This is a genomic window from Pseudomonas sp. UBA3153, assembly GCF_002364635.1.
Classification (GTDB): domain Bacteria; phylum Pseudomonadota; class Gammaproteobacteria; order Pseudomonadales; family Pseudomonadaceae; genus Pseudomonas_O; species Pseudomonas_O kuykendallii.
The window spans coordinates 44,005-55,752 of the sequence record NZ_DEYR01000063.1; the positions used below are offsets into that span (position 1 = coordinate 44,005).

An 11,748-nucleotide genomic window follows, 5' to 3' on the forward strand; every position below is an offset into this window, starting at 1 on the left:
CTAGGCGCAAGTGCCGGTCGCCGGCGGCTTTGCGAGCGCCGGCTTTGGCCTCATGCGGCTGGTATAGGGTAGAATGCGCGCCTCCCAACGCTCCCCCTTCCGAGGCTGTCCCGACGATGTTGATTCTGCGCGGCGCTCCCGCCCTTTCTGCCTTTCGCCACGGCAAATTGCTCGAGCAACTGACCTCCAGGGTCCCCGCCGTGACCGGGTTGTATGCCGAATTCGCGCATTTCGCCGAAGTGTCCGGCGCATTGACCGCGGACGAGGAGCAGGTTCTGGCGCGCCTGCTCAAGTACGGGCCGAGCGTGCCGGTGCAGGAGCCCAGCGGGCGGCTGTTCCTCTGCGTACCGCGCTTCGGCACCATTTCGCCCTGGTCGAGCAAGGCCAGCGACATCGCCCGCAACTGCGGCCTGGTGAAGATCGAGCGCCTCGAGCGCGGCATCGCCTACTACGTCACCGGCGAGCTTGGCGAGGCCGAGATCGAGCAGGTCGCCGCGCTGCTGCACGACCGCATGACCCAGTTGGTGCTGGGCCGCATGGAAGACGCCAGCAACCTGTTCAGCCACGCCGAACCCAAGCCGCTGACCGCCGTGGACATCCTCGGGGGCGGCCGCGCGGCGCTGGAGAAGGCCAACGTCGAGCTGGGCCTGGCCCTGGCCGAGGACGAGATCGATTACCTGGTCAACGCCTTCCAGAACCTTGCGCGCAACCCGCACGACATAGAACTGATGATGTTCGCCCAGGCCAACTCCGAGCACTGCCGCCACAAGATCTTCAATGCCAGCTGGGACATCGACGGCGAGAGCCAGGAAAAGTCGCTGTTCGGCATGATCAAGAACACCTACCAGATGCACCGCGAGAACGTGCTGTCGGCCTACAAGGACAACGCCTCGGTGATCGTCGGCCACACTGCCGGGCGCTTCTTCCCGAACCCTGAAACCCGCCAGTACAGCGCGGTGCAGGAGCCGGTGCACATCCTGATGAAGGTGGAAACCCACAACCACCCGACCGCCATTTCGCCGTTCTCCGGCGCGTCCACCGGTTCCGGTGGCGAGATTCGCGACGAGGGCGCCACCGGTCGCGGCGCCAAGCCGAAGGCCGGCCTGACCGGCTTCACCGTTTCCAACCTGAACATCCCGGGTTTCGAGCAGCCCTGGGAAGTGCCCTACGGCAAGCCCGAGCGCATCGTCACGCCGCTGGACATCATGATCGAAGGCCCGCTGGGCGGCGCCGCGTTCAACAACGAGTTCGGCCGTCCGGCGCTGACCGGCTACTTCCGTACCTTCGAGCAGTCGATTACTACGCCCCACGGCGACGAAGTTCGCGGCTACCACAAGCCGATCATGCTCGCCGGCGGCATGGGCAACATCCGCGAAGACCACGTGCAGAAGGGCGAGATCACCGTCGGCGCCAAGCTGATCGTGCTCGGCGGCCCGGCCATGCTGATCGGCCTGGGCGGCGGCGCTGCCTCGTCGGTCGCCACCGGCGCCAGCTCGGCGGACCTGGATTTCGCCTCGGTGCAGCGCGAGAACCCGGAGATGGAACGCCGCTGCCAGGAGGTCATCGACCGCTGCTGGCAACTGGGCGACGCCAACCCGATCGCCTTCATCCATGACGTCGGCGCCGGCGGTATCTCCAACGCCTTCCCGGAACTGGTCAACGATGGCGGCCGCGGTGGCCGTTTCGAACTGCGCAACGTGCCCAACGACGAGCCGGGCATGGCGCCGCACGAAATCTGGAGCAACGAGTCCCAGGAGCGTTACGTGCTGGCCGTCAGCGCCGAGAACTTCGAACGCTTCCAGGCCATCTGCGAGCGCGAGCGCTGCCCGTTCGCGGTGGTCGGCGAGGCCACCGAGGCGCCGCACCTGACCGTCACCGACCGCCATTTCGGCAACACCCCGGTGGACATGCCGCTGGAAGTGCTGCTCGGCAAGCCGCCGCGCATGCACCGTTCGGTCACCCGTGAAGCCGAGCTGGGCGATGACTTCTCCGCCGCCAGCGTCGCCCTCGAGGACGCCGTCAGCCGTGTGCTGCACCACCCTGCGGTGGCCAGCAAGAGCTTCCTGATCACCATCGGCGACCGCAGCATCACCGGCCTCGTCGCCCGCGACCAGATGGTCGGCCCGTGGCAGGTGCCGGTGGCCGACGTCGCCGTGACCGCTACCAGTTTCGACGTCTATACCGGCGAAGCCATGGCGATGGGCGAGCGCACCCCGCTGGCGCTGCTCGACGCCGCCGCCTCCGGGCGCATGGCGATCGGCGAGACGCTGACCAACATCGCCGCCTCGCGCATCGAGAAGATTTCCGACATCAAGCTGTCCGCCAACTGGATGGCCGCCGCCGGTCATCCCGGCGAGGACGCGCGTCTGTACGACACCGTGAAAGCGGTGGGCATGGAGCTGTGCCCGGCCCTCGGTATCACCATTCCGGTGGGCAAGGACTCCATGTCGATGAAGACCAGGTGGCAGGATGAGGGCGCCGAGAAGAGCGTGACCTCGCCGCTGTCGCTGATCGTCACCGGCTTCGCCCCGGTCACCGACATTCGCCAGACCCTGACCCCGCAACTGCGCCTGGACAAGGGCGAGACCGACCTGATCCTGATCGACCTCGGCCGCGGCCAGAACCGTATGGGCGCCTCCATTCTCGCCCAGGTCTACGGCAAGATCGGCCGCCAGGCGCCCGACGTCGACGACGCCGAGGACCTCAAGGCGTTCTTCGCGGTGATCCAGGGCCTCAACGCCGATGGCCACCTGCTGGCCTACCACGACCGCTCCGACGGCGGCCTGCTGGCCACCGCGCTGGAGATGGCCTTCGCCGGCCACTGCGGCCTGCAACTTACCCTCGATGCCCTCGCCGACAGCGCCGATGGCCTCGCTGCCGTGCTCTTCAACGAAGAACTCGGAGCCCTGATCCAGGTTCGCCAGGACGCCACTCCGGACGTGCTGGCGCAGTTCAGCGCGGCTGGCCTGGGCGACTGCGTGGCGGTGATCGGCCAGCCGGTCAACGGCAGCAGCGACGTGACCTTCACCTACGACGGCGAGCCGGTCTACAGCGGCGACCGTCGCCTGCTGCAGCGCGCGTGGAGCGAGACCAGCTACCGCATCCAGCGCCTGCGCGACAACGCCGACTGCGCCGAGCAGGAGTTCGACAGCCTGCTCGAGGAGGAGAACCCCGGCCTCACGGTAAAGCTCGCCTTCGACGTCAACGACGACATCGCCGCGCCCTACATCAAGAAGGGCGTGCGGCCAAAGGTGGCGGTGCTGCGCGAGCAGGGGGTCAACGGCCAGGTGGAAATGGCCGCGGCGTTCGACCGTGCCGGCTTCGCCGCCCTCGACGTGCACATGAGCGACATCCTCGCCGGTCGCGTTGACCTCGAGGAGTTCAAAGGCTTGGTGGCCTGCGGCGGCTTCTCCTACGGCGACGTCCTCGGCGCCGGCGAGGGCTGGGCCAAGTCGGTGCTGTTCAACAACCGCGCGCGCGACGCCTTCCAGGGCTTCTTCGAGCGCAAGGACAGCTTCGCCCTGGGCGTCTGCAACGGCTGCCAGATGATGTCGAACCTGCATGAGCTGATCCCCGGAACCGAGTTCTGGCCGCACTTCGTGCGCAACCGCTCTGAGCAGTTCGAGGCGCGTGTGGCGATGGTGCAGATCCAGGAGTCGGCGTCGATCCTGCTACGCGGCATGGCCGGTTCGCGGATGCCCATCGCCATCGCCCACGGCGAAGGTCATGCGGAGTTCGAGAGCGAGGAAGCGCTGCTCGAGGCCGACCTGTCCGGGTGCGTGTCGATGCGTTTCGTCGACAACCACGGCAAGGTCACCGAGCGCTATCCGGCCAACCCGAACGGCTCGCCGCGCGGGATCACCGGCCTGACCAGCCGCGACGGCCGCGTCACCATCCTCATGCCGCACCCGGAGCGGGTTTTCCGTGCCGTGCAGAACTCCTGGCGCCCAGACGACTGGCAGGAAGACGGCGGCTGGCTGCGCCTGTTCCGCAACGCGCGGGTCTGGGTCGACTGACACTGGCAGGGGGAGTACCGCGTACTCCTTCCGTTCCACCACGGCGACGACGGTATCCGGCATGTACAAGCTGTGCTTTTACGTTCCAGACACTCACCTGGAGAGCGTCAAGCAGGCGGTTTTCCAGGCCGGCGGTGGACGTATCGGCGATTACGACCAGTGCTGCTGGCAGGTGCTGGGCGAGGGGCAGTTCCGTGCCTTGCCGGGCAGCGCGCCGTTCATCGGCGAGGTCGACCGGCTCCAGCGGCTCCCCGAATGGAAGGTCGAACTGGTGGTGACCGATGCCTCGATCCGCGCCGTGGTCGACGCGCTGAAAAGGGCGCATCCCTACGAAACGCCGGCGTTCGATGTCTGGCGCCTGGAAACCCTGGATTAGACGCCCTGACGTCGGACCTGCATGCCGTGGTGGCATAATGGCCATCTCAGCATTCGCGTGTCGGTAGTTACGATGCCCCAACTGCTCAGCCCCAGCGAAGCTCGCGCCGAGATCCGCCGTCTGCGCGAGATGATCGCCCACAACACGGACTGGCTCTGGGAAGTCGACGCCCAGGGTCGCTACACGTTCAGCTCCGAACATTGCCGCACGCTGCTCGGCTACACGCCGGAGCAGATGCTCGGGCGCACGCCCTTCGATTTCATGCCGGCCGACGAAGCGGCGCGGGTCGGCCAGGTGTTCCTCGAAATCGTTGCCGAGCGGCGGCCGTTCTCCGGCCTGGTGAACCGCAACCTGTGCGCCGATGGCAGCCTGGTGGTGCTGGAAACCAGCGGCATTCCGCTGTTCGACGAGCACGGTGAATTCCGTGGCTACCGTGGCATCGACCGCGACATCACCCAGGGCATCGGCCTGCTCGGCCAGCGCAGCGTGCAGCTGGAGGCGCTGTATGCCGCGGCTCCGGTCGCGCTCGGCCTGATCGACCGGCAAGCCCATGTGGTGATCGCCAACCGTGCGCTGGCCGCGCTGCTGGGCGATTCGCTGAATCGGCTGGTGGGCCGGCCGATCGCCGATTTCCTCCCGGAGGATCAACTGGATGTCGCGCGCTGCTTCGTTCGCCTGGATGCCGGCGAGACGCTGGCGGACCTCGAGCTGGACTGGCGCGAGCGTCATCATCAGGTCGGCCTGCAGGGCGTGCGCGACCCGGCGGGGCAGGTAATCGGCCTAACCCTGGCGCTCACCGACGTCACCGAGCAGTACCGGATGCGCGAGCAACTGGCGGCGGCCAACGCGCGGCTGAGCGAGGTCGCCGAGAAGGATTACCTCACCGGCCTGCCCAACCGCCGTCGCTTCGACGAGGCGCTGACGCAGGAGATCGCCCGCGCGCGCCGCGCCGGCCTGCCGTTGTCGCTGCTGATGCTCGATGTCGACCTGTTCAAGCCGTTCAACGATCACTACGGCCATCCTGCCGGGGACGAATGCCTGCGCCGGCTGGCCGAGCTGTTTCGTCAGGTGGTGCGTCCGGGCGATCTGGTCTGCCGGTACGGCGGCGAGGAATTCAGCGTGATCCTGCCGGGCACCTTGGCCGAGGAGGCGCGGCGGGTCGCCGAGCGCTTGCGTGAGCGGGTCGAGCAGGCCGAGCTGGAGCACGCCTACGCACCGCTCGGCCGAGTCACCGTGAGCCTCGGCGGCGCCTGCCTGCCGGCAGGTGGGGAGTGGCCCGCGGCGACGCTCACCGATGCCGCCGACCGCGCGCTCTACGCGGCGAAGGAGGGCGGACGCAACCGCGTGTGCATCGTCGCCTGCACAGGCGACGACTAAGCCCGGCGTTCGGCCAGCCAGATTTCCAGCTGCGCGGCGGGCAGCGGGCAGGAGAACAGATAGCCCTGGGCGACGTGGTAGCCCTGCTGCCTGAGAATCTCGAACTGGCTGACGCTCTCGATGCCCTCGGCGACCACCGTAAGCTCCAGACTCTGGCCGATGTTGATCACTGCATCGCTGAGGGCGCGACTGGACGCGTCGTTGTCGAGGTCGTCGACGAAGCTCTTGTCCAGCTTCAATTCGCTGATCGGCAGCCGGCGCAGGTAGCTCAGGCTGGAATAGCCGGTGCCGAAGTCGTCCATCGCCAGGCGCACGCCGAGGCTGTAGATGTCGTCGAGGGTCTGCAGAATGCCCGGGTTCACGTCCACCAGCACGCCCTCGGTGATCTCCACGGTGAGGTCGCGCGGCACCAGCCCGTGCCGGCGCAGCGCATCGGCGATGGTCTGCGGCAGGGTCAGGTTGTGGAAATTGGTCGGCGACAGATTCACTGCGATCGACGGAATCGACAGTCCCTTGCCGCGCCAGTCGGCCAGCTGGCGGCAGGCCTCGTTCAGCGCCCAGTCGCCCAGCGCATCGATCAGCCCGCATTCTTCGGCCAGCGGAATGAAGTGCGCCGGCGATACCTCGCCGAGCTGCGGATGGCACCAGCGTGCCAGGGCTTCGACGCCATGCAGGTTGCCATCGGCGAAGCTCACCTGCGGCTGATAGTGCAGGTGTAGCTCGCCGGCCAGCAGCGCGGCCTTCAGCGCCGCTTCCAGCGCCATGCGTTCCTGGGCGAGGCGGTTCATCTCGTGGCTGAAGAAGCTGAAACAGCCGCGCCCGGCCGCTTTCGCGTGGCCCATGGCGAGGTCGGCATGCTGCAGCAACTGCTCCATGTCGCGGCCGTCCTCGGGATACAGGGCGATGCCGATGCTCGCCGAGGGGGTCAGGCTGCCGCCGCCGACCAGGCAGGGCTCGGCGAGGCGTTGCTGCAGGTCCTCGGCCAGGTCGGTGGCCTGCGCGAGGTCGTGGAAGGGGCAGACCAGGACGAATTCGTCGCCGGACAGGCGACCGACGATGTCGCCGCTGCGGCGCTCCTGCTTCAAGCGCTCGGCGATGATCCGCAGCAGCTCGTCGCCGCAGGGATGGCCGAGGCTGTCGTTGATCTGCTTGAAGCGATCCAGGTCGATGAACAGCACCGCCAGCGACCCACGTGCCTGCGCAACGCCATCGATGGCGTGTTCGGCCTTGGCTTGCAGCAGGCTGCGATTCGGCAGGCCGGTGAGGCTGTCGTAGGAGGTGATCTGGCGGATTCGCGAGCGGGTTTCCTCGCGCTCCAGGGCCAGCGCGCAGAGGTGCGTGCTGACCTCTACCAGGCGCCGGTGCAGCGCGCTCGGCTCGCGGGATTCGCGGTAGTAGAAGGCGAAGGTGCCGATCACCCGGTCGTCGCTGGACATGATCGGCGTCGACCAGCAGGCGTGCAGCCCCGCTGGCACCATATGCCGGTAGTCGGCCCACAACGGATCGCTGCCGATGTCCCTCACCAGCACGGGCTGGCGGCGGAACGCTGCGGTGCCGCAGGACCCGGCGAACGGCCCTATGGCGGCGCCTTCCAGCGCCTGCGAGTAGGCGGCGGGCAGGCTCGGCGCGGCCAGCGGGTGCAGTTTGCCGTGCTCGTCGACCTGCTGGATCGAGGCGACCACCTGCGGCGCGATGTGCTCCACCTCGCGGCAGACCAGCGCCATCAGCTCGCCCAGCGGCATCTCGCGGACCATCGCCTCGAGCACCTGATGCTGCAGCACCTGATGGATCTTCGAGTCGGTGATGTCGGTCAGCAGGCTCACGCTGTTGATCAGCCGGCCGTTCTCATCGAACACCGGGTTGCTGGTCACGCTGCACCAGATGCGCTGGCCGTGGCGGTCGTGCACCAACTCCTCGGCGTGATAGGACAACCCGCTGGAAAGGCGCTCGCGCAATGCCTCGATCATCGTCTGCAACTGGTGCGTAGCGATCAGCGGTGCCGGCGTGCGGCCGAGGCTTTCCGCCTGCGAATAGCCGAACAGGGTGCTGAAGCCGTTGTTCACGTAAAGGATGCGCCACTGGCCGTCGGTGATGATCACCGCGCTGTCGGTGCGGTCGGCGGCGAGCGAAAGCAGGTGGGTGCGCTCGACCTCGCGGCGCTGTTCGGTGATGTCCCTGATGAAGGCGGTGTAGAACACGTTCTCGGCGATCTCGAGGCGGGCGCAGTTCATCGATCCCCAGCGCCGGCTGCCGTCGTGGCGTTCGATCAGTACGTCCTGGGTAAGTGGCGCGGAACCCTCCGCGCGGCGTTGCAACAGGTGCGGCAGCAGGCCGCTCACCGGCCGCCCGAGCACCGTCTCGCGCGGCCGGCCCCAGAGCTGCTCGGCGGCAGCGTTGAACATCACGATGCACCCTTCGGGGTCGATGGTGAGCACCGCGTCGGGACCGCGTTCGAGGGTCTGGGTGCGAATTTCCGCAAGGTGCCGGTCAGTCATCACGGCTCTCGTCGTCGGGCGGAACCTCGGTCATGGCGTGCCCCTAAGGCGGGCGTTTTCCCAGGCTTCCACGCAGGATTAGCAAGGATAGACGGCGACGGCCTGCCGGTCAGGTTTTGAAGTGCAGGACCATCCCATTGAGTTCTACGGCCAGGCGCGACAGTTCGTGGCTCGCCGCCGCGGTCTGGTTGGCGCCGGCCGAGGCCTGGGTGGAGAGGTCGCGGATGTTCACCAGATTGCGGTCGACTTCACGGGCGACCTGCGCCTGCTGCTCGGCGGCGCTGGCGATCACCAGGTTGCGCTCGGTGATCTGGTTCACCGCGGCGAAGATCTCCTCCAGCGTGCGCCTGGTCGCCTGGGTGTTGTGCAGGGTCGAATGGGCGCGCCTGCTGTTCTGCTCCATCGAATTCACCGCGGTATCGGTGTTCGCCTGGATGCCGCCGATCATCTCCTCGATCTCGCGGGTCGACTGCTGGGTGCGGTGGGCGAGGCCGCGCACCTCGTCGGCTACCACCGCGAAACCGCGCCCGGCCTCGCCGGCGCGGGCGGCCTCGATGGCGGCGTTGAGCGCCAGCAGGTTGGTCTGCTCGGAAATCGCGCGGATCACCTCGAGCACCTTGCCGATGTGTCGGGTCTGTTCGGACAGCTCGCGGATCAGCTGCGAAGTCGCCTGCACGTCCTGCGACATGCCGTTGATCTCGTCGATGGTGCACTGCACCTGGTCGCGGCTATGCCGGGCCAACTGGTTCGAGGCATTCGTCGCCTCCGAGGTGGCGACCGCGTTGCGCGCGACTTCCTCCACCGCGGTGGTCATCTGGTTGACCGCGGTGGCCGCCTGCTCCAGCTCCTGATGCTGCTGGTGCAGGCCGCGATTGCTTTCCTCGGTCACCGCGCTGAGCTCTTCCGCCGCCGAGGCCAACTGGTTGGCCGAACTGGTGATCTGGCCGATGGTTTCACGCTGGCTGTGCTGCATGTGTTGCAGCGAGCGGAACAGCACACCGATCTCGTTATTCGAGCCGGTGGCGATGTGGGTGGTCAGGTCACCGTAGGCGATGTGCTCGAAATGCCGGCTGGCTTCGCGCAGCGGCTGGAGAATCTGCCGGGCGATGAACAGCCAGCAGCCGATGGCGAGCAGCAGGCCCAGGCCGATCAGCACGACGGCCTGGATGCGCGCGACTTCGTAGCGCCCGCTGGCGGTCTGCATGATGGCCGCGGTGCGTTTGCCGACGTGCTCGCTGAAGGTGGAGATCGCCTTGTCGAACGCGCCGTTCGCCTCGCGGGCCTTGAGGTTGACCTCGACGTAGCGCGTCGCCGAGCCGCCGCTGAGCGCCTCGAGCTGCTCATCCAGTGCCGCGCTGTAGGTGCTGAAGCTCTGCTCGATGGCCCTGGCCAGTTGCTCGCCTTTCGGGCTCTTTTCCATGCCGATGAATTGGCCGAAGGCTTCGCGCGCCTTGGCCGACAGGCTTTTGGTCAGTTCCAGGCTCTGTTTCGCCCTGTCGGTTTCGCCCGCCTGCATTTCCAGGAAGGCGCCCGCCATCGCCAGGCGAGTGCGCAGGAAACCAACGTAGGTCGCGTCGATCAGACCGAGCTGGCGGATGCCGACATCCTCCAGCTCCTGGATCTGCCGGCTGCTGTTGTGCGCATCGTTCCAGGCTGTGGCGGTGGAAACCAGCAGTGCGGTCAGCAGGGCCGCGAGTACCAGCAGCATGCCCGTGCGGACCTTCAGATTCTTCAGCATGCGATTCCTCCCTGAATGTGCCATTTAGTTGGCATCCAATTGCTGCCGCCATACGGCTATTCTTTAAATCGCTATCGAGAAAAGTCAATCTTTAATAACGTAATGCGTCATTTCTTAATGCCTTCCACGTCATTCGCTTGAACCCCTGGCGCCTTGAAAATGTCCGGTTAATAGGGACTGATGCGTCGAGGTAGCAAATTTGAAAGACAAGGGAATCGCATCGGAAGTGGGCGCGGCCATCGCGGCGCTGCGCAAGCAGCAGCGCCTGACGCAGGCGCAGGTCGCCGAGTCGATCAACGTGGAGAAGGAGACGGTCAGTCGCATCGAAACCGGGGTGATTTCCCCGAGCCTGGCGCGCCTTCGGCAGATTGCCGACGTGCTCGGCTGTACGCTGGCGGACCTGTTCCGCCCCGGCTCGCCGGATGCGCTGGATCAGGCGCATAAGATCGTAGAGCTGCTGCAGGGGTTGAACGAAAACGAGCGGGCGATGGTGGTGAGGGTGGTGGGTGAGGTGGCCGGGGCGCTCAGGCAGCGCCCGTGCAAGGAGGCCTGAGCGAAGCGTGGCTCAGGGGCGGATTTCGATCAGCGTGCCGTCCTTGACCAGCGTCCAGATCTCGCGCATGTCATCGTTGGTCAGGGCGATGCAGCCCTCGGTCCAGTCGAGGCTGTTGAAGTACCACTCGGGGTATTCCTCGTCGATCGGCGTTCCGTGCAGCATGATCATGCCGCCGGGTTTGACCTTGAGCTCGGAAGCGCGGTCCTTGTCGCGGGCGTTGGGGTAGGAGATGTGCATCGCCAGGTTGTAGCGGCCGCTGGGTTTGCGCCAGTCGATCCAGTAGAAGCCTTCCGGGGTGCGCTTGTCGCCTTCCTGGATCTTCGGGCCGGTGGGTTTCTTGCCCAGCGAGATGCGATAGGACTTGAGGGTCTCGCCCTTGCTGATCAGGTGCAGCCGGTGTTCGGACTTGAGCACCAGCACCTTGTCTACCTGCTTGCCGTCCAGCGTCGAGGTGACGTTGCCCAGGGCGAGGGTGGCGAAGGACAGACAGACAAAGGTGAGCAACCAGCGCATCAACGACGAGACCTAGAGAAAGGGGTATTCAAGCTTTTCGGAAGCGCGCCAGCAAGGGTTCCAGCGGCTCGTTACGTACCGGAAACAGGGCGTTCGGGCGGTCCGCGAAGAACCATTCTAAGGTACGCCCGATGGTCGGAAAAGCCAGCTCCGACCAGGGGATTTCCGCTTCGTGGAAGAGTTTGACCTCGAGGCTTTCGTCGCCGGCGGCAAAATCCAGATCGACCAGTTCCGCGCGGAACAGCATGTACACCTGGCTGATGTGCGGCAGGTCGAACACGGTATAGAGCTGCAGGCCGCTGACCCGCGCGCAGGCTTCCTCCAGGGTTTCCCGGGACGCCGCCTGTTCAGTGGTTTCGCCGTTCTCCATGAAGCCTGCCGGCAATGTCCAGAAGCCACGGCGCGGCTCGATCGCGCGACGGCAGAGGAGCACCTGTTCGCCCCACACCGGCAGGCAGCCGGCGACTATTCGCGGGTTCTGGTAATGCACGAGCTGGCATTGGTCACAGACGAAACGTGGGCGGTTGTCGCCGGCGGGAATCCGCTCGCTGACCGTACCGCCGCACTGGTTGCAGAATTTCATCCGGTCTCCGGCGTGTTGTTGTGGTGATGCATGGCATCAGGCCCGGAGGGAAAAAGCAACGCCCGCCCGGCGTGGCGTCGCCCGGGTCTTGGGC

The 11,748-nt window shown here is 66.5% G+C and carries 8 protein-coding genes and 1 pseudogene; 4 read left to right on the top strand and 5 right to left on the bottom strand.

The window, feature by feature from the left end:
• Positions 1-116: 116 nt before the first annotated feature.
• The 3 genes from purL to B2X67_RS14680 all read left to right on the top strand — a co-directional run bounded on the left by purL (position 117) and on the right by B2X67_RS14680 (position 5,769).
• Entirely contained in the window at positions 117-4,016 is a 3,900-nt protein-coding gene (purL, locus tag B2X67_RS14670; RefSeq protein ID WP_286785948.1) for a phosphoribosylformylglycinamidine synthase, read from the top strand.
• A 61-nt stretch (positions 4,017-4,077) separates the two neighbouring features.
• Entirely contained in the window at positions 4,078-4,392 is a 315-nt protein-coding gene (locus B2X67_RS14675; protein WP_286785949.1) for a YqfO family protein, read from the top strand.
• A gap of 72 nt (positions 4,393-4,464) precedes the next feature.
• Positions 4,465-5,769, top strand: a complete 1,305-nt coding sequence (locus B2X67_RS14680) for a sensor domain-containing diguanylate cyclase (RefSeq protein ID WP_286785950.1) — start codon at positions 4,465-4,467, stop codon at positions 5,767-5,769.
• Here B2X67_RS14680 and B2X67_RS14685 read toward each other — a convergent pair.
• From B2X67_RS14685 to B2X67_RS20890, 3 genes and pseudogenes are all read right to left on the bottom strand, one after another.
• Positions 5,766-8,264, bottom strand: a complete 2,499-nt coding sequence (locus tag B2X67_RS14685; RefSeq protein WP_286785951.1) for an EAL domain-containing protein — start codon at positions 8,262-8,264, stop codon at positions 5,766-5,768. The genes B2X67_RS14680 and B2X67_RS14685 overlap by 4 nt on opposite strands.
• 109 nt (positions 8,265-8,373) lie before the next feature.
• A complete protein-coding gene (locus tag B2X67_RS14690) occupies positions 8,374-9,468 on the bottom strand; it encodes a methyl-accepting chemotaxis protein (RefSeq protein WP_414704009.1) in 1,095 nt (364 codons plus the stop codon).
• A gap of 90 nt (positions 9,469-9,558) precedes the next feature.
• Positions 9,559-10,026, bottom strand: a pseudogene (locus B2X67_RS20890) (Tar ligand binding domain-containing protein); the annotation flags it as partial.
• A 175-nt stretch (positions 10,027-10,201) separates the two neighbouring features.
• On the opposite strand from B2X67_RS20890, the gene B2X67_RS14695 reads away from it, so the two are divergent.
• Positions 10,202-10,555: a helix-turn-helix domain-containing protein gene (locus tag B2X67_RS14695; protein ID WP_286785953.1), complete on the top strand. Its 354-nt coding sequence runs from the start codon at positions 10,202-10,204 to the stop codon at positions 10,553-10,555.
• A gap of 12 nt (positions 10,556-10,567) precedes the next feature.
• Here B2X67_RS14695 and B2X67_RS14700 read toward each other — a convergent pair whose 3' ends face one another.
• Together B2X67_RS14700 and B2X67_RS14705 are read right to left on the bottom strand one after the other, a co-directional pair.
• Positions 10,568-11,071 (bottom strand): L,D-transpeptidase family protein, encoded by a 504-nt coding sequence (locus tag B2X67_RS14700; RefSeq protein WP_282341290.1) that lies wholly within the window; start codon positions 11,069-11,071, stop codon positions 10,568-10,570.
• A 28-nt stretch (positions 11,072-11,099) separates the two neighbouring features.
• Positions 11,100-11,654 carry an NUDIX hydrolase gene (locus tag B2X67_RS14705; protein ID WP_090227252.1) on the bottom strand — a complete coding sequence of 185 codons (555 nt, stop codon included), beginning with the start codon at positions 11,652-11,654 and terminating at the stop codon, positions 11,100-11,102.
• Between the last annotated feature and the right edge of the window lie 94 nt (positions 11,655-11,748).

What these genes read in the sequence shown, in the direction of transcription:
- purL (WP_286785948.1), top strand. Translation starts at nt 117, where the DNA reads ATGTTGATTCTGCGCGGCGCTCCCGCCCTTTCTGCCTTTCGCCACGGC.
- B2X67_RS14675 (WP_286785949.1), top strand. Translation starts at nt 4,078, where the DNA reads ATGTACAAGCTGTGCTTTTACGTTCCAGACACTCACCTGGAGAGCGTC.
- B2X67_RS14680 (WP_286785950.1), top strand. Translation starts at nt 4,465, where the DNA reads ATGCCCCAACTGCTCAGCCCCAGCGAAGCTCGCGCCGAGATCCGCCGT.
- B2X67_RS14685 (WP_286785951.1), bottom strand. Translation starts at nt 8,264, where the DNA reads ATGACTGACCGGCACCTTGCGGAAATTCGCACCCAGACCCTCGAACGC.
- B2X67_RS14690 (WP_414704009.1), bottom strand. Translation starts at nt 9,468, where the DNA reads ATGCAGACCGCCAGCGGGCGCTACGAAGTCGCGCGCATCCAGGCCGTC.
- B2X67_RS14700 (WP_282341290.1), bottom strand. Translation starts at nt 11,071, where the DNA reads ATGCGCTGGTTGCTCACCTTTGTCTGTCTGTCCTTCGCCACCCTCGCC.
- B2X67_RS14705 (WP_090227252.1), bottom strand. Translation starts at nt 11,654, where the DNA reads ATGAAATTCTGCAACCAGTGCGGCGGTACGGTCAGCGAGCGGATTCCC.